The following is a 23,538-nucleotide window of genomic DNA, read 5'->3' on the forward strand; positions in this document are numbered from 1 at the left end:
CAGCGCGCAAACTTCGATAGAATGGCGCAACAGAGTTAATCAGTACAGATGCTCACCTTAAAAGTGGTAGACCTAAAGCCTAAGTTGGAATTAATTCTCCCGGACGCAGGCGCGACCATTTACCGCTATCTTTAGTAAAGCTCAAACAACCAACTACATCCCATTCCATCTCTACACCATCATCGATAGTGCGGATGTTAACATTAATTTGGGGCTGAGTGGCTTCAAAGTTGGGTAAAGCTGTTAAATGTGCTTGTTGATGTTGTTCCTCGACTGCATGATAGGTCGTACAGCGATCGACATATTCGCAATTAATACATATACACATCAGATTTTTAGAGGTTAGGGACTAACCGATATCTTGTATTCTATGCAATTTTTAGCAAATCTACCATTCGATCTTAATTTGTTACCAAAACCCGTGTATGTGGTTGGTGGAGCGGTACGCGATGGATTGTTAGGACGGGTAAGAGCCGAATTAGATTTAGATTTAGTAATATCTGCCGATGCGGTAGCGGTAGCCAGACGGTTGGCGACGGAATATCGAGCGGGATTCGTGTTGTTGGATGCGGAACGTCAAATTGCACGGGTGGTATTTCCAGGGATGACGGTAGATATCGCCCAACAAGATGGTGCAAATATTACTGACGATCTCAACCGTCGCGACTATACTTTAAATGCGATCGCCTACAATCTAGAAACACAAGAAACGATCGATCCCTTCAATGGCACTCAGGACATCCAGGAACGTACGATTAGGATGGTGAGTAGACTCAATTTAGCAGACGATCCGTTACGGCTGCTTAGAGCCTATCGTCAAGGGGCACAGCTTAATTTTACGATCGAACCAAACACACAAACGGCGATTCGAGAATTAGTCGCGCTGTTGACGACGGTTGCAGCCGAACGGGTATTAGCGGAGTTGCGGTATTTATTGCAGACACCCAATAGCAGCCAGTGGTTGACGGCGATGGTAAGTGACGAGTTGTTGGCTGGTTGGTTAGAAATACCTGTAGCTAAAAATTTTAACCACCGATTAACTCAATTAGATCGATCGATCGAATTAGTCAAACAACATTATCCCGCACTCGATCGCGAACTCGATCGCTCTTTACGCGATACAATTTCAACTAACCGAAAAGCGATCGGTAAACTGACGATCTTATTATCTCCAGATTTGGCAGTAGCGACAGCTCAAATGTTACGCCTGACGTTTAGTTCGATCGAAATTCAGGTGGTCACTACCATTATTAATTATCTGCCGCAACTGTTAGCAGCAGATATGTCTTTAACAGAACAATATTTCTGGTTTCAATCGGTAGGCAATAATTTCCCGTTATTGGTACTAATGGCGATTGCATCTGGAGTCGAGCTAGGAAAGTTACAAGATTTAATCGATCGATATCTCGATCCACACAGCCAAGTTGCACATCCAACTCCACTTGTTAATGGTCGCGATTTAGTCGAATATTTGGGTATTCCACCTTCCCCGACGATTGGTAAGTTACTCACTGAAATTCAATTAGCAAGAATTACATGCGAAGTTTCCACACCAGATGAAGCACTTCAATTTGCCCAACAGTTAAAAGCGAACGAATTACTCGATTAATTTTGCTTGTTTGAATACATCTTGAATGGTATCGCCCACAATTACACCATACATAATTGGGGAAGCCGAAGCCAATCCGATCGAGCAGATAAATGCGGGTATTGGCGATGCCATCCAATCCCAACCACACAATAATACCGAACTAATAATAATCATTGTCGCAACAATCCCACTCAGTGCGCCAGCAAGTAACTGTTCTCGATCCCAATCGTGCCATAAAGACCGCCAGTAGAGACGCTGCTTGAATAAAGACTTTTGCCAATTACCAACAACTATGCCGTTAATTCCACCACAAACCCCACCAATAATTGCTAAAATAATTAATGAAGTTCCATCTTCATCTAAGATGAAATTATCGATACCGAGATGAATTATTCCCCAAGTTAAAATATCGATCGGCAATCTGGCAATTGCTGTATATATCCATTGCCGATCGAGATACTTAACTACCTGTTTGAGCATTTGCCATTGTAGATAACCTTGAATGCTACTACTCAGCAGGCAAGCTAATAACCGCAGACAATAGACAATCGCTAAATTATCTAAACGATACAGTAAAACTATTAAAGTTACAATTGCTTGAGTGGCGATCGTTAAAGCAATCGCACCAAAAATTTGAACTAATAACCATTGACCTAAAAAACTAGACGGCTGATGCTTCGACATTTTAATCGGGAAAAGTGGATGATGGATAGTGGTAGATGTAGAAATTCTAGAAAATTCTTGCGTCGGGAATTTTCTGAATATTGCCGATTAGCTTTAACTCTCTCTCGTCGGTAAAAACCGAGCGTTCGCTATCGAACATGGCAATTACCAGTCGTCTGATGAAATTTAGCTCGATTCGTAATCGATCGCAAATTTCGGATTCTAATTCTAAATTGGCTTGGAGTCGGTCTAAATCTAGCTCTCGATTTTTTACGAGTTTTAAACTGAGTATGTAGAGCGGTCGATCTTGAAAAATTTGCATCGGTTTGCAAACTAAATATGCTCGATCGATTGCCGGATGCCGAGCTAACTTCTGACAAATTTCAGTAATTAAACTTGCTTCTAGATCGTGAGGAACAAATCGATCGGTATCTTTAATATTGCGTTCTAACTTCGATCGCCATTGTTTATGTAAATGATGTTGTCGCCACTCTAAATAAATCTCGGTTGCGGAGAGATTGCCCTGAAAAATATGGAAGCGATATAACTCCTCACAACTAGCTACAACTAAATCTGGATCTAAAGAAATCGCCCGTTCTAAATAAGGACAACCGCTGTGGTGTCCCCGATTGACAATTGCCTTACCGACTTGATAATTTGCCAGCGCACAATTGGGATCTCGATCTAGAATTGCTTGCCATAATGGTAAAGCTAATAATTCACCATCTAATTCGGTAGTCAAATCGGCGCGAACAGTTGCTGCTCCTAATGTTAACGGTGCAGTCTGACTGTCGCGATTGAGGGTAATTAAATATTCACGTTGAGCGCGTGCGTGTCGGTGTTGAATCAACCACACCGCTTTGCGCTGCTCGTACCATTGCACGTCCAATTCGGCAGCTAAATCTGCCAATCGATCGCCAAAAAAGTGTTCTGCCGCCGTCTCAAGAATCGGTTGTGGAGTCCATAATTTGGGGGTAGGATAGCCCATAGCCGCCAATCGATCGCTCAAGCAAGGGTGAGTATCATCGGTGTCGGTAGCTTGCCCTAGAATCAATCCCAGCCAGACTTGAGCTGTTTTTGGATCGAGCGGTTGGCGCAAGGCGGCTAACATTTGAGTAACGACATCTGGGGGTGGTGTTTCACACTCACGCGCTTGACGATCGAGTTGACGGCTGAAACACTCTTGTAAGTAATATTGATAAATATAAGTTTGAATTAAATCGCTAGCCGCAATTTCTGAACTCGTCATCCGTTTTGCCGAAGCATCTGCGGCGTATTCGCGATCGCGTACCGAGATAAAAGAATAAGCCTTAATTACAGGTTCGTACCAGCGAAAAAACCATTGAAATACAAATAAATTACGATCTGCTGTCAGTTGCTCCCACATGCGACCGACGCGTAAAATATAGCCCATGAAACTACTATCATTATTCGATAGATGTTCTAGCTCGTGAGCTAAAGTAGCCCGAAATTGTGCGGGAGTTAGCGATTGTAATAGTGGGAGTCCCAGAATTAGATAATTATGACAATTTTCGCGCCAACCAAAATGGGGAACTTGGGAGACAGCCGCATTATGTTCGTAATTAACAATGACGCGATGAATCTTTGGGGCGTTTAATTGCTGGCTTAATTCATCGATCGTCTCGAATAATTCGGGGAATTCCGATCGATCGATTTCGAGATCGGTAAGAATGGGAGCTTTCGTCCAGAAAAAGGCGATCGCGACTGTCAAAACCAACCCAAAACCCAGCCATAGCCGATCGGGATGTGCCAGCAGAGCATTAGCATTAATCGCCGCCATCGGCTGCTGTTGAGCTACTTCGATCGACCATTTTAGCAACCACAAACTACTCAATAAACCCAGACAAACGATTGCAATATATCCATACCCGATCGCCGCTAATGCGGCTACGTGGATTTGATAATTAGTCTTCGTCCGTTGCGGCGATCTTTCTAATTGACGTACCAAAGAATCGAACCTAGCTTGCTGCTCTAACTCCATCGCTTCACAATTCACAATTCAAAATTCAAAATCTAAAGTTGCAGCCCGATCGCTTTAAAATTACATCTCAAATTCAGTGGATGAAGTTAGTATTCCCCAGCAGTTACCACTCGATCTACGTAAACTTACGGATCTTCAATCTAGAGATATCATCAATCGAGCCGCAGGAAACAAGCAAATTATTCTACAGCAGGATCGATCTTTTAGTGCATTTCCCCTAATAAAAAAAGCTCACATATTAATGTGAGCTAACGATCTAATAAATTTACTTTGCCTACTTAGCTACGATTAAAAATCATCATCTTCCTCGTCGCTATCGCCCGGTGGTGACCAGTCGAAATCTTCTTCTTCCTCGCTAGTGCTAGCAGCTTTGACAGTATCGCCGTAGAGTCCAGCAAATTCGTCTTCTTCTTCTTGGCTCGAAGGTTTGATAATCGATAAACTACCCAATGTTGGGTCGTCGAGATCGTAATTGCGGGCGGTACGATCGTCGAGAATCATATCCTCATCGCTGCCGATAATGCCATCGTAGGCACCATACATGCCGGGAGAGCCATAATCGTTATCCATAATCGGACTGGAGAAGTTAGAGTCTTCATAAGCGTTAAAGCCCGTACCAGCCGGAATCAGACGACCGATAATCACGTTCTCTTTCAAGCCGCGCAACCAGTCAGATTTACCTTCGATCGCCGCTTCAGTCAAGACGCGGGTAGTCTCTTGGAAACTCGCAGCCGAGATAAAGCTATCAGTATTTAAGGATGCCTTGGTAATCCCTAGCAGCATGGGTGTATATTCCGCTGGAGCCGCACCAGTAATCGACATGGCTTCGTTTACCTGTTCGACTTGACGCAGTTCTTGGAGTTCGCCTGGTAGCATTGTGGTGTCGCCACCGTCGTCGATGCGGACTTTGGATGTCATCTGACGAACGATTACCTCGATGTGTTTATCGGAAATTTCCACCCCTTGGGATTGGTATACCGATTGAACTTGGTTAACGAGGAATGCCTGCGCTTTTTGGAGGGCGAGTAGAGCTGCTTCAAAGACCCCATTTTCCTCGCGGAAGTGGTTGAAGTAGACATCTAAGATCTCGTGGGGGTTGAGCTGTCCGTCGGTGAGTAAGTGTCCTGCTTTGACTTCTTGTCCGTCCGAGACGAGCAGGTTTTGACCTGGGCCGAGGAAGTATTCTTCCACTGCACCGCTAGCATCGATCACCTTAATTTCGGTCGGTTCGTTATCATCGTTGTAGACGACAGATGCGTGACCATTCCGACGGTTGAGGATACAAGGCTCTTTCGGTTTGCGCGCTTCGAGCAGTTCTTCGATCCGGGGTAAACCTTGAATGATATCTCCGGTTTTCGATCGCTCGAATACTAGTAGTACCAAGTTATCGCCCCGTTGGACGAGATCGCCATTATCGATGTGCAAGATCGCGCCTGGGGATACGCGATAAGGACGAGCCATCCGCAGTACGACTTGGTTATCGTTAATTTCGACGACTTCGCCAGATTCGGGACTGGAGATTCCGTCTGCGAGGTTGCTACCAGAAACGATGAGTTTACCAACTTTAACAGTTGGTGTAGCACCATTAGTTTCGACGATCGTCCGATCGGTATCGCGGACGATGAGGACTCGGCGCACCGATTCGGCACCTTGACGGATTCCGCGCACTTCACCCGGATGTTTACAGCGGATTTCTGTCCGTGCGACAACAGCACCAGGGGCGATTTTTTGCCCTTCGGCCACTAGAGCTTCGGTATAAGTGCTACCACCGAGGTTATCGCCTGCGGTATCCCGACGGATGGTGAGCGATTCAAGAATCACCAGTTGGAGGCGGAGTTCGCCAGTGTCTTCGTCTTTGATTAGTTCGATATCGGCAGCCAGTTGCGGCGTGCTAGTCGCCTCCATTTCCAACACTAATTGAGTGCGAAGCAGTTCGACCCCATCGACAGATTTGACCCGTTCGCCATCTTTATAAGGCACGCGTTGAACGGCACGTAACTCAATGGTTACAGACTTGCCTTCAGCATTCGTACCCCCAGCACCAGCTTGATTCACCGATGCTTGCGATGGCAGATTTGGCTCGTCGGGAACGTGATATTCCACAACGGGACGAATTAGTAATGCCGAACCTTCGGGGGTTTCGACGTACTCTAAGTACCTCAGCTCGGTCACTGCTTCGAGTTCGGGGACTGGTTTTGCACCTGGATAACAAATGGTACCCGTTACCGATTGTCCCGCTTCTGGGTCGTCGAGTAGATGTAGTTCGCCCGGTTTGATGGTGATTTCCCGGAGAATGTCATTTTTTTGAACTACTTCGATAATGCCGCTAATGCCGCAGAAGATATCGCGAATGACTTCGGTACCTGCTTCGACAAATTGACCATCTTCGACGTTGAGCAGGGAGATGTCTTTATTCACCTCATGAGATTCTTCAGGAATCCATAAGATTGTCCCGCCTTGAACGACCTCATAGCCCTGTTTGGCTTTACCTTTCTTCTGGACATCTAACCCAGCAAATTTAACAATTCCGCCCGTGCGCGTCCGATAGCGATCGTCTACCAGTTCGGCGACGGCGGTGCTATTCTGAACTTTAGTGCCAGGTACGGTGAGCAGTTGGAAGCGTTGATTGTCGTCGGTGACGATCGTATATTGCTCCCGTCCCGATTCGGTATCGACTTCTACTTTAGCCCGATCGAGCGATACGGAAGCGGTGATAATATCAATTTCCCGTTCGCCGCGCAGGCGGACGACCCCACCACTGACCGAAATCAGTCGTGTTTCGGCTAGTACCCCATGTTCGGGGATCCGATCGCCGTTTTTGACCATTGGTTCGGCACCAGGTGGTAAGTTATAAACTTCACCAGAGAGTACCCAGATCAGACCGCCCCGTTGAGCGATCCGCGTCATGTTACCTTGACGGTCGGTTTTTTCTTCGGGGACGATATCGGCGAATAAGACTTCCCCAGCTAAGTCGGAGGCTACGTCTTTAGTCGCTTTTTCGGTCGAGCGTCCGCCCTTACTTAGAGCGATTTCGGCTAAGAGATCGCCAGTTTTGACTTCGGCTCCATCGGGAACCAACAGCAGCGAACCAGGGGTGAGGTTAAAGACTTTTTTCTTGCCTTTACCTTTAGGTTCGACGATTAGATCGCCCACAACTTCTACTTGCTCGCGGTCTTCCCCGTGACGGGTACGGACGGCGCGGACGCGGAGGTTAGAGAATTTGACGGTACCATCGTGAGGGGCGCGAATTTGTTGTTCTACTTCCCCTGTGAATACACCACCCGTGTGGAATGTCCGCATGGTGAGCTGGGTACCGGGTTCGCCGATCGATTGCGCGGCAATAATCCCGACTGCTTCACCTAAATCGACTAGGTGTCCGTGAGCCAAACTCCAACCGTAGCAAAGTTGGCACACAGAGCGTGCGGCTTCGCAAGTCAGTGCAGAGCGGGCGAAGACAGATTTCACGTCGGCTTTGGTAATTGCCGCGATCGTATCCTCATCTAGTTGTTGGTTGCGGGTGGCGATTAATGCTTTAGTTTCGGGGTGGAACACATCGGCGGCTAATACCCGTCCGTGCATCCGATCTTTGAGCGGAATTAAGACGCGATCTCCATCTTTCATCGCTTCGACATGTAGACCCCGCACGGTACCGCAGTCGTGTTCGCGGACGATCACATCTTGGGAAACGTCTACTAACCGCCGCGTCAGGTACCCAGAGTCAGCAGTCCGTAGTGCGGTATCGACCAGACCTTTACGCGCCCCATAAGAGGAAATAATATACTCAGTCACCGTCAAGCCTTCTTTAAAGTTGGTTTTAATCGGTAAATCGATAATTTCCCCTTGAGGATTCGCCATCAAGCCGCGCATCCCTACAAGCTGACGGACTTGCGACAAGTTACCCCGCGCCCCAGAGAACGCCATCATATAGACGGAGTTGAGCGGATAATTTTCTCTAAAGTTAATTACTACCTCATCTTTGAGACTTTCGGAAGTGATGTTCCAAGTATCGATTACTTTTTGGAACCGTTCGACTTCAGTAATCTCACCGCGCGTGTATTTGGCTTCGGTTTCGTCGATCGTATTTTCGGCTGCTTCGAGCATTTCCTTTTTGATCGGCGGAATCTTCAAGTCGTCGATACTAATCGAGACACCTGCTCTAGTCGCAAATCGGAAACCCAATTCTTTGAGTTTGTCCGCCATCTGTGCCGTCCGCGCGGTACCATAATGCCGAAACGACCAGGTAATCAGCTTTTTCAACTGACCTTTATCAACCATCCGGTTGTTAAATGCGATCGGCTTTCTCTCTTTTTCGCTCATGATCTAGGGGATAGGGGATAGAGAATAGGGGATAGGGGATAGGGTCAAGAGGGGGTAAAGGGTAAAGGGTAAAGGGGAAGGGGTAAAGGGTAAGAATGAAACACTCGGTTCCTAATCTTCCAATCCCTATTCCCTATCCCCTATTCCCTATCCCCTAAACAGAAAGGACTTCCTGAATGGTCTTGTTATAAATAATCCGACCTGGGGTGGTGTAGATGTATTGAGAGAGCAGTTCGCCCGTGCTGGTTTCTCGAACGCGGCGATACTTATAGAGCCTAGTGCTGGTACCGTCGCCATTATCGATCGTTTCTAGCGGTTCTTTTTCCTCATCGTCGGACTCCATTAAACCGTCATACCTGACCCAGATAAAACTGTGGATATTGAGTTCGGCGCGATCGTATGCTCGGACTGCATCTTCAAGGTTGGCGAAATACCTGTCGGTTTCGGCTAAGGCTGGATTCCGAGCGGTTAAATAATAACAACCCAAGACCATATCCTGTGATGGTGCGACGATCGGCGAACCCGTGGCTGGCGATAGAATGTTATTGCTTGCCAACATTAGCAGTCTGGCTTCAGCTTGAGATTCTAGCGAGAGCGGAACGTGAACCGCCATTTGGTCTCCGTCGAAGTCGGCGTTGAATGCCGGACAGACGAGGGGATGCAGTTGAATGGCGCGACCTTCAACGATAATTGGTTCAAAGGCTTGAATCCCCAAACGGTGCAGAGTTGGTGCCCGATTTAGCATCACTGGGTGTCCAGAGATAACTTCTTCTAAGACATCCCAAACGGTGGGGTCGCCCCGTTGAATTAGTTTCTTGGCAGCTTTAATATTGTTGACGAGGTTATTTTTAATCAACCGATGAATTACAAACGGTTGGAATAATTCGATCGCCATTTCTCGTGGCAATCCACACTGATGGATTTTCAGTTTTGGCCCGACGACAATTACCGAACGTCCCGAATAATCGACCCGTTTACCGAGCAAGTTCTGACGGAAGCGTCCTTGTTTCCCTTCGATAATATCCGAGAGGGATTTAAGGGCGCGGTTATTGGCTCCCACTACCGTGCGTCCGCGTCTGCCGTTATCGATTAAGGCATCGACGGCTTCTTGCAGCATCCGCTTCTCGTTCCGGACGATAATTTCTGGTGCTAAGATTTCTTGCAATCTTGCCAGACGGTTATTCCGGTTGATCACGCGGCGATAGAGATCGTTTAAATCTGAAGTCGCAAACCGACCGCCATCGAGTTGCACCATCGGGCGCAAGTCGGGGGGAATTACGGGTACATAGCTGAGGATCATCCATTCTGGACGGCTCCCAGTCGCGATAAAGTTATCGATTACCCGCAGGCGTTTGATTAACTTGGCGCGTTTTTGCCCCTTAGACTCACTAATTTGCTCCCGGAGCTTTTCAGCCTCTTCTTCTAATTGCAGGTCTTCTAGGAGCCGCTGGACGGCTTCTGCGCCAATTCCGACTTCGACTCCTTCGAGTTCGGAATCTTCACTATAAATCCGTTCTTCGATTTCCAACCACTGTTCTTCAGTGAGTAGTTGCTTATAACCGAGCGTATCGTCGTTACCCGCAGATAGCACGACATAAGAGTTAAAGTAGACAATCTGTTCGACATCGCGCAAGGGCATGTCAAGCAAGATGCTCAAGTAGCTGGGAATCCCTTTCAGGTACCAAACGTGAGCCACTGGCGCGGCCAGTTTAATAAAGCCCATCCGGTGACGGCGGACGCGAGATTCAGTTACTTCGACCCCACAACGTTCGCAGACAATCCCGCGATGGCGCACCCGCTTGTATTTACCGCAATGGCACTCCCAATCCTTGGCTGGGCCAAAAATTCGCTCGCAGAACAAGCCATCCATCTCCGGTTTTAACGTCCGGTAGTTAATGGTTTCTGGCTTGGTAACTTCGCCAACTGGCTGTCCGTTGGGTAAATTCCGCGAACCCCACTCTCGAATCCGATCGGGCGACGCAATCCCAATCTTAACGTAATCAAACTTGGTTTCTAGCTTTTGACGCATAATTAGGTTTTAGGGATTAGGTTTTAGCGATTAGGTTTTAGGAATTAGGAATTAGGGATTAGGCTTTAGGGATTACCTCTTAGGTATCGGAAAAATATTAGGAGAACGCAGCGCGTTCCAAACCTAAAGCCTAAAACCTAACACCTAAAGCCTTCCTACACTTCTTCTAAATCTTCTCCACGAGCGAAGGATTCGTAGGTGGGACGAGAGGGGGCGCGGCGGGTGTTGACATCTGCCATTAAATCGACTTCGACATCGCGGCTGTCGCCGTCGGGTGTTTGTTCGACTTTATGGACGGCGATATCTAGACCGAGGGATTGTAACTCGCGCATCAGTACTTTGAATGATTCGGGAGTACCAGGGCTAGGAATCGATTTCCCTTTGACGATCGCATTAAGGGCATCGTTACGACCTTGCATATCGTCGGATTTGACGGTTAGCAACTCTTGGAGGGTATACGCCGCACCGAAGGCTTCGAGTGCCCATACTTCCATTTCTCCAAACCGTTGACCGCCTTGTTGAGCTTTACCGCCGAGGGGCTGTTGGGTAACCAAGGAGTAAGGGCCAGTGGAGCGCGCGTGGATCTTATCATCGACTAAGTGGACGAGTTTGAGCATATATGCCTTCCCAACTGTTACGGGTCTGTCGAAGGCTTCGCCCGTACGTCCGTCGTACACTGTGGTTTTACCTGGCTCGTTTTTATCGAAAATCCAGGGTTTATCCTGTGCTTTTGCCGCCGCTTTGAGCTTGCCATGAACTGTCGTCCGCGAAGCTTCGGGTGCATACATCTCATCGAATGGCGTGACCTTAAACCGCATTCCCAGGTTGTGTCCCGCCCAACCGAGCAGACATTCAAAGACCTGTCCGACGTTCATCCGGGATGGTACGCCTAATGGGTTGAGGACGATATCGACGGCGGTACCATCAGGGAGATAGGGCATATCTTCGACAGGCATAATTCGCGAGACGATCCCTTTATTCCCGTGTCGTCCGGCCATTTTATCCCCAACTTGGATCTTCCGTTTTTGGGCGACATAAATACGGACGACCATATTGGCTCCGGGTGGTAATTCGTCGCCCTGTTCGCGGGTAAATACCCGGACATCGACGACGCGACCTTTTTCACCATTGGGGACGCGTAAGGAGTTATCGCGGACATCGCGCGCTTTTTCACCAAAGATCGCCCGTAATAGTTTTTCTTCTGGCGGTTGATCGGATTCACCTTTAGGAGTGACTTTACCGACTAAAATATCGCCAGATGTCACCCAGGCTCCTTTCCGAATAATTCCGGTTTCGTCAAGGTTTCGCAATGATTCTTCACTCACGTTAGGAATCTCGCGGGTGATTTCTTCAGGGCCTAATTTAGTCTGACGCGCTTCAATTTCAAACTTCTCGATGTGGATACTGGTGTAGAAATCCTGAGACACCAAGCGTTCGCTAATTAAAATCGCATCCTCATAGTTGTACCCTTCCCACGGCATATAAGCGACCAGAATATTCTGTCCCAGAGCCAGCTCGCCGCCTTCAGTTGCCGAACCGTCGGCTAATACTTGACCTGCGACGACTCGATCGCCGATCTTAACCAGCGGACGTTGATTTAAGCAAGTATCCTGATTAGAACGGTGATATTTCTGAAGCAGATACTTCTGTGTGCGACCATTATCGCCCTTAACATCGATCGATTCAGCTTCGATAAAGCTGACGACACCATCGAATTTAGCCACGATTACCATCCCCGAATCCCGTGCAGCTTGGACTTCTAAGCCAGTACCGACTAAGGGACGTTCGGGGCGCAGTAAAGGGACTGCCTGACGTTGCATGTTAGAACCCATCAGGGCGCGGTTGGCATCGTCGTGTTCGAGGAAGGGAATTAAAGATGTCGCGACCGAAATAATCTGTACGGGTGAAATTGCGACATAATCTACCTGATCTGGCGTGGTAGTCGTAAATTCGTGCCGATACCGGACGGGAATCGTCGAACCTAAGATATAACCATCCTCGTCGGTGGTAATATCGCCCGGTGCTACCCGCAAATCGTCTTCTTGATCCGCTGTCATATACTGGGCTTCTAGCTCGCGTTTGACCCGACCATTTTCGACAGGTAAAAAGGGTGTTTCGATAAATCCATACTGATTTACCCGTGCGTGAGTCGCTAACGAACCGATCAGTCCAGCGTTAGGGCCTTCAGGCGTTTCGATCGGACAAATCCGCCCGTAGTGGGAGGTGTGAATATCTCGCACTGCAAAACCCGCGCGCTCTCTGGTCAAACCGCCAGGGCCTAAAGCTGAGAGTCGGCGTTTGTGGGTCAATTCCGCCAGCGGATTGGTTTGATCCATAAACTGGGACAGTTGGGAAGATCCGAAAAATTCCTTAACTGCGGCGACTAAGGGTTTAGGATTGACCAAACTCGCAGGCGTGAGGCTGCTAGTTTCTGAAACTGTCATCCGTTCGCGAATGATCCGTTCTAAACGGTTTAAACCAACCCTAATTTGGTTCTGGAGTAATTCGCCCACCGAACGCACGCGGCGATTGCCTAAGTGGTCGATATCATCGGTACTACCGATATCAAATTCAAGATTGATCAGATAATCGATCGCACACAAGATATCTTGAGGAGTCAATACCCGCACGGTATCGGGCGTAGTCAACCTTAACTTACGATTCAATTTATACCGACCAACTTTACCCAAATCGTAACGTTTCGGGTCAAAGAAGCGCGAGTCAAGCAATTGCTGACCGCCACTGACAGTAGGCGGTTCACCCGGACGTAGCTTTTTATATAGCTCCATCAAGGCTTCTTCTTCAGATAAGTTACCTTCTTTGTCGATCGTCTTTTGATAAAATTCAGGGTGACGTAACGAGTCAAAAATCTCGTTATCCGTCAAACCCAAAGCTTTTAACAACACCTGTGCCGAAAGCTTGCGCGTCTTATCGATCCGCACCCAGACGATATCATTTTTATCAGTCTCAAACTTCAACCACGCACCCCGGTTGGGAATCAGCGAGGCACTATAAGTTCTGCGACCGTTTTTATCCAGCTCGGACTTATAGTATACTCCAGGCGATCGAACGATCTGATTGACAATTACCCGCTCGGCACCGTTAATAATAAACGTACCGCGATCGGTCATGAGGGGTAAGTCGCCAATAAAGACATCTTGCTCGATGATTTTGCCTTTGTCTTCCTTGTTGATCAACTGAGTGGGCACGTACATTTGTACCGCATAACTCGCATCGCGTCGCTTGGCTTCATCTACGTCGTACTTAGGACGTTTGAGCTTATAGTTTTTCGCTAAGAAGCGCAGCTCTAGTTTGCCAGTATAGTCAGTAATCGGCGAGAAGCTATCTAATTCCTCAATCAGTCCTTCTTCCAAAAACCAGCGGAAGCTAGAACGCTGAATCTCTACCAAATCTGGCAGCATGTAAGTGGATGCTGTCGTAGTAATCTGACTAGTCATGATATTCCTCTTCTAAGTGCGTTCTCAACGGCAATCGACAATCGATTAGTATTAATTCAGTAAGATCTGGCACGAATTAGAGCTGGGTGCTGGCGATCTGTGAATTTTTCGGATGTTAACATTCAGGATGAGATAATCAAGTCGGTCATGCAAATCTCTCCTGCCAATAGTAACTGCTGCATAGATATTGGATCTGGTATATTTGACAAATATCGACCTGTGAGCATGGGTTAACGATCGTCGTTCGTGGCGAAAGTATAGCGAATTATGAGAATGTAGCGCGAGTTGGTGAATGAAGCTTAAATATATTTAATAATTAGTCAACTGAAGCTAATACTGGTAATCTAAATAGGTGGCGAGCATTTACAGTAGTGCGATCGGCTAGTGTATCGAGGTCTTCGCCGCGTAGTTGGGCTAGATAGCTAGCAACATGACTGACAAAGGCAGGCTCGTTACGTTTGCCGCGTTTGGGCACGGGAGCTAAAAACGGACAATCAGTTTCAACTAGCAATTTCTCTAGCGGTACGAGTCGGGCTGAATCTTGAATCTGGGTCGCATTTTTAAAAGTAACCACCCCACTAAAGCTGATGTAGAATCCCAAATCCAGAAACCACTGGGTTTCGGTAGGAGTTCCCGACCAACAGTGCATGACACCTTTAATTTGCCCGAACTCCGATTGAAATTCTTGACAAATTTGCTGCATCATGGTGGCAGCATCGCGACAGTGAATGATGACTGGTAAACCTAGCTCATTTGCAATCTGAAGCTGCGATCGAAAAACTTCGACCTGTAACTGGTGGTTATCGGCTTTAAAAAAATCTAAACCCATTTCGCCGATCGCAACTACCCGTTTGTCGCTACTTGCCAATTCGCGAATCTGAAGATCGAGATCCGCTTGCCATAAACTTGCATCCAAAGGATGTAAGCCGACTGAAAAAAACAGTTCGGGGAACCGATCTGCTAATTTTTGGGTTTTGCTAAACTCGGCTGGCGTGACACAAGAATGTACGAGTTGTACGACTCCATTTGCCCGCCAGCGATCGCGCACTGCATCTAGATCCGCCTCGAAGGCATCGAAGTTGATATGAACGTGAGTGTCAATTAGCTGCATTTAGCACAGATTAATTGGTTGCGGTCGGGGGTTTGGCTAGGCAGATTTAACTGCTATTGCTTTAGCCAGACGAGATTTTTTATTGGCACCATTGTTATGGTGTAGCACGCCTTTCTGAACGGCTTTATCGATCTTTTGATATGCTTCGGACATACATTTTTTCACTTCAGCCGAGGTTTCGTCTGAAGGGGTCTCTGTATGTTTCTCGACGGCTATGAAGTATTTCTTCATCAGCGTCCGTACCGCAGACTTGTGGGATTTATTGCGAAGCCGATTCCGCTCGGCGATTTCGACACGTTTGATTGCAGACTTAATATTTGCCACAGTTAGCCCTGGGAAAACTCACGTTTAAAAAATTGACATAATGCCAGACATATTATCATAGCACAATGCTCTGAAAATTTACAAGGGATTTAACTGTCGATGTTTAAACAAATGTAAATTCGCTCGGTTGAGATCTGAATGGTTCCTGCGGACAATAGCGAGCGAGTGTTGCCCTGATGTAAACATCCTAACAACTATTTCCCAATGTTGGGTCGATATTACCCCCGATCGACAATATTTTCGAGCCATTACATTTGCTTCTCTAGCCGCAGACAAGATGCGTACGTCAAAAGTCTCATATTTTTAGATCTTGCGTACTATTTTTTAAAAAATATGATATGCTTGTACTAACAAGGGCGAGCAATAAATCTCAGGCACAGCTAACCTGAGATCGCCTAAAACGCAAAGCCTGAGTCAAACTCATCGACAGCCCGACCGAGGTAATTTAACGATCCGGTTGATGAGTAGTACTACTCCTAGAACTTTTACATTCTTCCCCAAGCAGAATCTATGACTTACTCAAAAACCAGAGCAACTAAAGACACTACTGCTGAATACTCATCCACGACCGATCTCCAACCAAGTTCCGGTACTAATGGACAACGGAGTACAGCAACGATCGACGAAATTAATATTACCCCATCGTCACGACTCGACGTTACCGAAGAAATCCTCGTCGTACCGAGTGCCGCCGAAGTCAAAGATCGCTTCGCTGCGCCGGAATATGTCAACCCTAACGCACGCTTGCCCAGAATTCAAGCATTGCGAGGTGAAAATGGCCCCATCGACTGCGGTTATTTTATCACTGAAACCGAAATGGCCAAAGCGGGTTGGCAAAATGTTGATGAGAGCGAACTAATTATTTATGAATACAATAGTGGTGGTAAAGAACGCGGATTACTAATTCAATCACCCCGGATGTTAGTCGTCCCCCGTTCGCCGTTATTTGCCTTCGACAGACAAGTTTCTCGTCAAGAAGAACGCCTCGTAGTCGCCGGACAATACAGCAAACAATTATATAGCGATCGCGCTCAATATGGTACCGCACAATGCTATGAAATTTTACTACTAGACGAGCAAAATCAACCATTACATGAAATTGGCTTCGCTTATGTAGCTAAAGGTGCCAACCAGGCGAGTTTTAGCTTTCATTGGCAACAACTTGTAAACGAAGTTACTAAATGTCACGCTATCGCTAATTCAATTCCCGCACGCGCTAAAGATGCTCGCTTCAATAGCCTCTGTGTTTTTCAATTTACTGTCAAACGCGAACTAGCTGGTAATAATGCTAAATCGCCTGCATGTAAAGTGTACAGCCATGTGGCTCCAACTCAAGCTAACTGGGAACAGTTCTTTTTAGGTCGCCAAGATGCAATTGCTGACAGGTTTCTCAATTTGCTAGCACCTACGACAGAGCTTACTTTACCACGGTCGAACACCCTGAATTTACTCGACAAACCTGAAGATGAGATTGTTGGTGAATTAGCGGCTTAATCGCTGATGATATCCATTCGATCGATAAATTCAATATAATTTAGATCTAGAGACATTAAGTTAATGTCTCTATTTTTTTGTGATTGACGAGCATTGTTAAATCGCTTACACTGACGATCGCTAGCAGATCCGATCGGACATAAAACAGCTAAAAAGTTTTTAAAAATGAGCTAAAATCGATACACTTACCCAATTTTTACACACTCATGAGAGTCGCAGCATTAGGATTAGATGTCGGTAGCAAGCGGATTGGCATTGCTGGTTGCGATGGATTGGGATTGATGGCGACAGGAATTACCACAATTTGGCGAGCTTCGTTTCTAGAAGATGTCGCACAACTAACCGCGATTATTACCGAGCGACAGGTAGAGATTTTGGTATTGGGGTTACCTTATACAATGGATGGTACGATCGGATCGCAAGCCAAACAAGTCCAGAAATTTGCGCGGAGAATCGCAACAGCTATAGAATTACCGATCGAATATATAGACGAACGGTTGACTTCCTATGCTGCTGAAGAAATGATGAAAGCAGCAAAAATATCAGTATCTCAAAATAAAGCGACGATCGATCGAATTGCGGCTGCGGTAATATTACAACAATGGCTTGACGATCGTCGATAGTCAGAACCATTTTGGATTTTGCGACTCGCGCTCGTCGGGGAACCCGACGGTTTAGCGAGTCAAGACAGGATTTTGGATAACCTAAGCTAATGTAGTTCCGATTGGATCGGAATTAAAATATTTCGTTCGGCTACTAAATTAGATAACTGAATCCATTGTTCGACACTGAGATCTTCAGCACGAATTTCAGCACCGATACCTAATGATACAAGTAATTCGACTAAAGCTTCTCGATCGATCGCACTTTGTAGATTATTCCTCAGCATTTTTCGGCGCGTACTGAATCCAAGTCTAACTAAATTATCTAACATTTTCGGATTATTTGCCTTCAAGTTTAACTGTCTTGGAGTCAGCCTAATTACAGCCGAATCGACTTTTGGCGGCGGCGAAAAATCGCGTGCGGGAACGGGACAAATTAATTCGCAGTCGGCTAAATACTGCACCCGAATCGATAATGCGCCGAAGGCTTTAGTACTCGGCTTGGCAAATAATCTCTCTCCGACTTCTTTCTGAACTAATAGTACGATCGAATCGAAAGGTCGTTCGGCTGGATGGACGATATTACCTAAAAGTTTTTCGAGGATCGGTCCAGTGATATTATAAGGGATATTTGCGACAACTTTATTCGCTTGCTGGAAATTAGGAAAAGCAGTTAAATTACTATCGACATCGAGATTGAGAAAGTCATTTTCTAACAATAGAAAATTGTCGAGATGCCCCATCTTTTTGACGAGTAGCGCGCTCAAATCTCGATCGATTTCCACCGCCACCACCGCACTGGCAACAGTAACTAATCTCCGGGTGAGAATGCCAGTACCGGGACCAATTTCTAAAATGCGATCGGTTGGATCGATCTTGGCGGCTGTAATAATGCGATCGAGTACTCGTTCGTTTCGCAACCAATGTTGCCCAAATTGTTTCTTGGTCTTCATTTAGTGAATAAGGAATAGAATGATACTCTGATTTTATTTGTCACGACATAGCTATCTTCGACTCGCTCGAATTCTGGTTGTCGATCGGTATTGAATGGTCTAGATCGACTAATATAAAAATTCCTCAAGCATTACTTATTTTTAAGATCTTCTATCCCTCACCCGTGCTACTCAACCTCAACTCCCTACTCGCTGCCCTGACCTTTTATACCTGCTTCCCCGTTTCATCTCAACTTCAATTAGATTTTACCCGCATTGCGCGTTGGGCACCTGTAATTGGGTTGTTATTAGGGGGAGGATTAGCTGGCATAGATTGGGGCTTGAATTGGCTGCAAATGCCCATATTAGTTCGATCGGGTTTTATTATCGTACTCTGGATTTGGTGGACGGGAGGATTGCATCTCGATGGGGCGATGGATGCCGCAGATGGCTTGGCAGTGCAAGATCCAGACAGAAGGTTGATAGTAATGTCCGATAGCGTGACCGGGGCATTTGGGGCGATGGTAGCAGTAGTTATCATCTTACTCAAAACTTGCGCCCTATCTGCAATAACCACAGATCGATCGTGGGTATTATTACTCGCCACAGGCTGGAGTCGCTGGGGACAAGTACTAGCGATCGCCCTATACCCCTATCTGAAGGTGCAAGGCAAGGGCGCATTTCACCGCCAGGGGATGAATTTACCTGTAGATGTTTTGCTAGGGTTAGCGTTCGTTTTAGCTGTCACTGGCTGTCAGATCTATTTACAGCCTGAAATTTGGCTATTGTTATTATTACGATCGATTGTTAGTTGTACGATTGCTGTCTCGATCGGCTATTATTTTCATCGTCGTCTCGGCGGACACACTGGCGACACTTACGGAGCCATCGTCGAATGGACAGAAACATTTATCCTCTGTTTGTGTACTATCCCAGTTTGATTTGGATTTTGGATTTTGGATTTTGGATTGAGAATCACCAATATCTCTCCGAACTCCCATCTCCGAACTCCCATCTCCCACCTCCTAAGAACGAGCAATTTACGCTATCATTAGAAGGTTGTCTAAAAATTCGCACATTCAGGAATTCGGGTGTTTCGCAAGCGGAATACAGCCTGGATGGAGGATAAACCCGATTAGGAGTAAAGAATCTTATGCCAGTAGTAACCTTGGCGCAAATGATGGAGTCTGGCGTTCACTTCGGACACCAAACCAGACGTTGGAACCCCAAAATGGCTCCATACATCTTCACTGCGCGCAACGGCGTACACATTATCGACTTGGTGCAAACTGCCCAGTTGATGGAAGAAGCCTATGTTTACATGCGGACAGCCGCAGAACAAGGCAAACGGTTTCTATTTGTCGGAACCAAACGTCAAGCAGCAGGCATTATCGCTCAAGAAGCGAGTCGCTGTGGTGCAGCCTACATCAACCAACGGTGGTTGGGGGGAATGCTCACCAACTGGACGACAATTAAAACTCGCGTCGAACGCTTGAAAGATCTCGAACGTCGCGAAGCCAGCGGCGCGCTAGATTTGTTACCTAAAAAAGAAGCTTCCGTACTGCGACGGGAAATGGCGAAACTCCAGAAATATCTGGGCGGAATCAAAAAAATGCGGAAGGTACCCGATATCGTAATTGTCGTCGATCAACGACGGGAATATAACGCGATGTTAGAATGCCAAAAGCTGAACATTCCGATCGTATCGCTACTAGATACCAACTGCGACCCCGACTTGGTTGACGTAGCAATTCCCGCCAACGACGATGCAATTCGTTCCGTTAAACTAATCCTCGGCAAACTCGCCGATGCGATTTATGAAGGTTATCACGGTCAGCTCGAAGGTGCTGACATCGATCCTTACGACGGCTACGAAGATGCCGAAGACGACTACGATGAAGAAGGCGAATTAGTCGAAGCTGAGGGCGAAGAAAGCAGCGAAGGCTAAAATTAGAAGGTAGGGAGTAGGGTTGTTGTCGCAGTTATTTATTTGATTGCGAGGTTGGGGGAAAGCGGAAAGGGGAAGGGATGAATGCGTGTCGTTTGCCCTTTCCCCCTTACCCTTTCCCCCTTACCCTTTACTCCCTTACCTCTCTACCAAAAACCATCTCGAACACAGATATAAGGAAAATGGCTGAAATAACTGCAAAGATGGTGCAAGAATTACGGAGAAAGACCGACGCACCAATGATGGAATGCAAAAAGGCACTCACCGAAACAGGTGGGGATCTCGACGCAGCAGCAGACTGGTTGCGGAAATCCGGAGCAATTAAGGCTGAGAAAAAAGGAGATCGGATTACGGCTGAAGGCTTGGTGGAAAATTTCACACAGGCTGATGGTAAAGCTGGCGTACTCATCGAACTCAACTGTCAGACTGACTTTGTGGCGCGGAACGATGATTTTAAAGCTTTAGCACAAAGTTTGACCAAACAGGCGATTGCGGCTGATAGTGTTGAAGCATTACTGGCACAACCTTATGCTGCCGACCCTAATGTTACCGTAGATGCGGCTCTCAAACTGGCAATTGCCAGAATTGGTGAAAACCTCAATGTGCGTCGCTTGGCTAACTATAAAATTGCAGCGGGTACCGAAGGTGCTGTCGATTGCTATATCCACACTGGCGGACGCGTTGGCGTATTGCTAGAACTCGGTTGTGCATCTGCAAAAGTCGCAAATAGCGACGATTTCAAAGCTTTGGCACGGAACTTGGCAATGCAAGTTGCAGCTTGTCCCAACGTTGAGTATATCAATGTTGGTGAAATTCCTGAAGCGATCGCGAGTAAGGAAAAAGAAATCGAAATGGGACGCGATGATATTGCCAATAAACCCGACAATATCAAAGAAAAGATCGTCCAAGGACGTATCGACAAACGGCTCAAAGAAATGACCCTGGTAGATCAACCCTACATTAAGGATCAGAATATCAGTGTCACCGAATTAATCGGCCAAACTGCCAAACAATTGGGCGAAGAGATTACAGTCAGTCGCTTTACTCGCTTTATTCTCGGTGAAGGTATCGAGAAAGTAGAATCTGATTTCGCTGCTGAAGTTGCCGCTCAAATGGGCAAAATGTAATTTTTAGGTAGAATTAGTGTTAAGGATGGGTCTAAATTTAGACCCATCCTTTTTTGTGGGACAGATCCCAGCTTACAAAACGTTCTGATTTTCCCCTATCCCTCGCAACCCGGACGTGCCCACAGTCCTGGATATGGGTTCTCGGCAAATACCCGATCGGGATGAGTTAATAACTCGCGATCGCAAACAGCAAACAACTCCGTCTCAGTCCGCGCCTTACGCATTTCTTTCAAAAATATCCCCGCCGGATCTACCCCCTGTCCGATGAAATTGAGATACATCTTCATCCGACTGACGCGCGATACTGTAGCTTGGAGCTTAGGCATCCGATACAATCGATCGATATAATCGCGTACCTGCCCTAGCGTCACCACTTCAACTGTTTCTCCTGCTAAGGCTTGACGAATTTGCTTAAAAATCCAAGGATTACGAATGGCAGATCTGCCGATCGAGACTCCCCCTGCTTTGGTAAAATTGAGAATTTCTAATGCGGTTGCTGCCGAAGTCACATTCCCATTCGCCAATACCGGACATCGCAATCGCGATACCGCATGGGCGATGAGATCGTAATGAACGGTACCGTGATACATTTCTTTAACCGTCCGACCGTGTAAACTTAATAGGTCAATCTGATGTCGATCGATCGATGCCAAGATGCGATCGAAATTAGTGGTATCCTCAAATCCGATCCGCATCTTGACTGTAAACCGTCCAGCTATAGCCGATCGTAACTCGCCTAAAATTCGATCGATCTTATCTGGATCGCGCAACAGTCCCCCACCGACATTCTTACGATAAATTTTGGGCGCGGGACAACCCATATTTAAGTCTATTCCGGCGATCGGATAATGGCTGAGTAAATGTGCCGTCCGCACCAGATCGGGAATGCTCTCTCCGAGCATTTGAGCGAAGATCGGGCGACCTGTAGTATTTTCGGTAATTGCTTTAAGAATATGTTTTTCTGGGCGCGAAGTCTCATGCACCCGTAAATATTCAGTAAAAAAGTAGTCAGGACAGCCATATTCAGCGATCGTCGTCATAAAGCAAACATCCGTCACATCCTGCATGGGTGCTAAGGCTGTCACCGCCGCACCAGTGGCGATCGTAGCATCAAGAATGGGCACATAATTGAGAAGCGTCATACCAATAGCATACCAGAAGGTAATAGGTTGGGTTGAAGAATGAAACCCAACATCCACACAATCGTTGGCGTTGGCGTAGCCTGCCGTAGGCACAGCCTACCGGAGGTAATCTGCGAGTGTGTTGGGTTTCGCGTTGCTCTCAACCCAGCTACAGCTACAACTACAACTACTTTTTGAATACTCTCTAACTGCCTTAATAAATCTATCTATTTAGCGATTTATTTATTAGCAGAGTCTTATACAATCAGAACGTCGATCGAAGATGTTTTAACATTCCAAATTAGCAGCTCGATCGCACAATAAGGATGAAAATTTACAGTAGGAAAAAATCGTGCTAGATATCGATGAAATGGGACAAGATGAAATTCACGAATTGCTACACAAAGTCGGGTACGGTCATTTGGGCTTTATCCATGCGGGTAAACCTTGTGTGATGCCGATGCATTATTATCTCGAAAATAGCAATATTTACCTATTTACAACTGTGGGGATGAAGACTCATGATATCGACGTAGATCCCGATGTTTGTTTGCAGGTTGAAGAGTTACATGGCCCCGAACATTGGCGGAGCGCGTTGGCGTAGCCTATCGGAACGATAATCGTCATGGGTAAAGCCAAACAAGTTACGGCGAAACCAGAAATCGATCGAGTGATGGTACTAGTCAAACAGCGCGATGCCAATCTTTCGCCAGCAATTAATCGGACTTGGACTGACTCGTGGGGACGTGCGGAAACGATCGCGATTTATCAGCTCGAAGCAGATGAAATGAGTGGACGCACGACTGATGGTGTTAGCAG

Annotated in this window: 16 protein-coding genes and 1 pseudogene; 7 read left to right on the forward strand and 10 right to left on the reverse strand. The window is 46.7% G+C overall.

The annotated features are described in order from the left end of the window. Window positions 1-79 precede the first annotated feature (79 nt). Window positions 80-328, reverse strand: coding sequence for a Ycf34 family protein (locus RMO79_RS13280; protein ID WP_310483639.1), 249 nt, complete (start codon window positions 326-328; stop codon window positions 80-82). A gap of 42 nt (window positions 329-370) precedes the next feature. Between RMO79_RS13280 and RMO79_RS13285 the strand changes: the two genes are divergently transcribed. After that, window positions 371-1,609 carry a CCA tRNA nucleotidyltransferase gene (locus tag RMO79_RS13285; RefSeq protein ID WP_310483640.1) on the forward strand — a complete coding sequence of 413 codons (1,239 nt, stop codon included), beginning with the start codon at window positions 371-373 and terminating at the stop codon, window positions 1,607-1,609. Here the strand turns inward: RMO79_RS13285 and RMO79_RS13290 are convergent. The 7 genes from RMO79_RS13290 to rpsT all read right to left on the reverse strand — a co-directional run bounded on the left by RMO79_RS13290 (window position 1,598) and on the right by rpsT (window position 15,495). After that, window positions 1,598-2,275, reverse strand: coding sequence for a hypothetical protein (locus RMO79_RS13290; RefSeq protein WP_310483641.1), 678 nt, complete (start codon window positions 2,273-2,275; stop codon window positions 1,598-1,600). The two genes, RMO79_RS13285 and RMO79_RS13290, sit on opposite strands and share 12 nt — an antisense overlap. Window positions 2,276-2,321: 46 nt before the next feature. Beyond that, window positions 2,322-4,271: a M48 family metallopeptidase gene (locus tag RMO79_RS13295; RefSeq protein WP_310483642.1), complete on the reverse strand. Its 1,950-nt coding sequence runs from the start codon at window positions 4,269-4,271 to the stop codon at window positions 2,322-2,324. Between the two features lie 273 nt (window positions 4,272-4,544). Continuing rightward, entirely contained in the window at window positions 4,545-8,573 is a 4,029-nt protein-coding gene (locus RMO79_RS13300; RefSeq protein ID WP_310483643.1) for a DNA-directed RNA polymerase subunit beta', read from the reverse strand. Between the two features lie 154 nt (window positions 8,574-8,727). Next, window positions 8,728-10,602 carry a DNA-directed RNA polymerase subunit gamma gene (locus RMO79_RS13305; RefSeq protein WP_310483644.1) on the reverse strand — a complete coding sequence of 625 codons (1,875 nt, stop codon included), beginning with the start codon at window positions 10,600-10,602 and terminating at the stop codon, window positions 8,728-8,730. A gap of 155 nt (window positions 10,603-10,757) precedes the next feature. After that, window positions 10,758-14,060 (reverse strand): DNA-directed RNA polymerase subunit beta, encoded by a 3,303-nt coding sequence (gene rpoB / locus RMO79_RS13310; protein ID WP_310483645.1) that lies wholly within the window; start codon window positions 14,058-14,060, stop codon window positions 10,758-10,760. 316 nt (window positions 14,061-14,376) lie between these two features. Then, window positions 14,377-15,171, reverse strand: coding sequence for a TatD family hydrolase (locus tag RMO79_RS13315; protein WP_310483646.1), 795 nt, complete (start codon window positions 15,169-15,171; stop codon window positions 14,377-14,379). 36 nt (window positions 15,172-15,207) lie between these two features. Then, complete coding sequence (rpsT, locus tag RMO79_RS13320) at window positions 15,208-15,495, reverse strand: 30S ribosomal protein S20 (protein WP_310483647.1); 288 nt, start codon at window positions 15,493-15,495, stop codon at window positions 15,208-15,210. A gap of 510 nt (window positions 15,496-16,005) precedes the next feature. Between rpsT and RMO79_RS13325 the strand changes: the two genes are divergently transcribed. Next, the gene (locus RMO79_RS13325; RefSeq protein WP_310483648.1) at window positions 16,006-16,989 is read left to right on the forward strand and encodes a DUF5895 domain-containing protein; all 984 of its coding nucleotides are present in this window, start codon (window positions 16,006-16,008) and stop codon (window positions 16,987-16,989) included. Between the two features lie 206 nt (window positions 16,990-17,195). Continuing rightward, window positions 17,196-17,612, forward strand: a complete 417-nt coding sequence (gene ruvX / locus RMO79_RS13330; RefSeq protein WP_310483649.1) for a Holliday junction resolvase RuvX — start codon at window positions 17,196-17,198, stop codon at window positions 17,610-17,612. 86 nt (window positions 17,613-17,698) lie between these two features. On the opposite strand, the gene rsmA is transcribed toward ruvX, so the two are convergent. Next, complete coding sequence (gene rsmA / locus RMO79_RS13335) at window positions 17,699-18,544, reverse strand: 16S rRNA (adenine(1518)-N(6)/adenine(1519)-N(6))-dimethyltransferase RsmA (RefSeq protein ID WP_310483650.1); 846 nt, start codon at window positions 18,542-18,544, stop codon at window positions 17,699-17,701. Window positions 18,545-18,708: 164 nt separating this feature from the next. Between rsmA and cobS the strand changes: the two genes are divergently transcribed. The 3 genes from cobS (at window position 18,709) to tsf (ending at window position 21,598) form a co-directional block, all read left to right on the forward strand. Then, window positions 18,709-19,464 (forward strand): adenosylcobinamide-GDP ribazoletransferase, encoded by a 756-nt coding sequence (cobS, locus tag RMO79_RS13340; protein WP_396136590.1) that lies wholly within the window; start codon window positions 18,709-18,711, stop codon window positions 19,462-19,464. Window positions 19,465-19,676: 212 nt separating this feature from the next. Beyond that, a complete protein-coding gene (rpsB, locus tag RMO79_RS13345) occupies window positions 19,677-20,471 on the forward strand; it encodes a 30S ribosomal protein S2 (RefSeq protein WP_310483652.1) in 795 nt (264 codons plus the stop codon). Between the two features lie 182 nt (window positions 20,472-20,653). Then, window positions 20,654-21,598 (forward strand): translation elongation factor Ts, encoded by a 945-nt coding sequence (gene tsf, locus RMO79_RS13350; protein ID WP_310483653.1) that lies wholly within the window; start codon window positions 20,654-20,656, stop codon window positions 21,596-21,598. Window positions 21,599-21,693: 95 nt separating this feature from the next. Here tsf and RMO79_RS13355 read toward each other — a convergent pair whose 3' ends face one another. Continuing rightward, complete coding sequence (locus RMO79_RS13355) at window positions 21,694-22,740, reverse strand: tRNA dihydrouridine synthase (protein WP_396136591.1); 1,047 nt, start codon at window positions 22,738-22,740, stop codon at window positions 21,694-21,696. Between the two features lie 331 nt (window positions 22,741-23,071). Between RMO79_RS13355 and RMO79_RS24570 the strand changes: the two are divergent. Next, window positions 23,072-23,538 (forward strand): annotated as a pseudogene (locus RMO79_RS24570) (pyridoxamine 5'-phosphate oxidase family protein); the annotation flags it as partial.

The organism is Chamaesiphon sp. VAR_48_metabat_403 (genome assembly GCF_031422475.1).
In the GTDB taxonomy this organism is placed as follows: Bacteria; Cyanobacteriota; Cyanobacteriia; order Cyanobacteriales; family Chamaesiphonaceae; genus Chamaesiphon.

What these genes read in the sequence shown, in the direction of transcription:
- RMO79_RS13280 (WP_310483639.1), bottom strand. Translation starts at nt 328, where the DNA reads ATGTGTATATGTATTAATTGCGAATATGTCGATCGCTGTACGACCTAT.
- RMO79_RS13285 (WP_310483640.1), top strand. Translation starts at nt 371, where the DNA reads ATGCAATTTTTAGCAAATCTACCATTCGATCTTAATTTGTTACCAAAA.
- RMO79_RS13290 (WP_310483641.1), bottom strand. Translation starts at nt 2,275, where the DNA reads ATGTCGAAGCATCAGCCGTCTAGTTTTTTAGGTCAATGGTTATTAGTT.
- RMO79_RS13300 (WP_310483643.1), bottom strand. Translation starts at nt 8,573, where the DNA reads ATGAGCGAAAAAGAGAGAAAGCCGATCGCATTTAACAACCGGATGGTT.
- RMO79_RS13305 (WP_310483644.1), bottom strand. Translation starts at nt 10,602, where the DNA reads ATGCGTCAAAAGCTAGAAACCAAGTTTGATTACGTTAAGATTGGGATT.
- rpoB (WP_310483645.1), bottom strand. Translation starts at nt 14,060, where the DNA reads ATGACTAGTCAGATTACTACGACAGCATCCACTTACATGCTGCCAGAT.
- RMO79_RS13315 (WP_310483646.1), bottom strand. Translation starts at nt 15,171, where the DNA reads ATGCAGCTAATTGACACTCACGTTCATATCAACTTCGATGCCTTCGAG.
- RMO79_RS13325 (WP_310483648.1), top strand. Translation starts at nt 16,006, where the DNA reads ATGACTTACTCAAAAACCAGAGCAACTAAAGACACTACTGCTGAATAC.
- ruvX (WP_310483649.1), top strand. Translation starts at nt 17,196, where the DNA reads ATGAGAGTCGCAGCATTAGGATTAGATGTCGGTAGCAAGCGGATTGGC.
- rsmA (WP_310483650.1), bottom strand. Translation starts at nt 18,544, where the DNA reads ATGAAGACCAAGAAACAATTTGGGCAACATTGGTTGCGAAACGAACGA.
- rpsB (WP_310483652.1), top strand. Translation starts at nt 19,677, where the DNA reads ATGCCAGTAGTAACCTTGGCGCAAATGATGGAGTCTGGCGTTCACTTC.
- tsf (WP_310483653.1), top strand. Translation starts at nt 20,654, where the DNA reads ATGGCTGAAATAACTGCAAAGATGGTGCAAGAATTACGGAGAAAGACC.
- RMO79_RS13355 (WP_396136591.1), bottom strand. Translation starts at nt 22,740, where the DNA reads ATGACGCTTCTCAATTATGTGCCCATTCTTGATGCTACGATCGCCACT.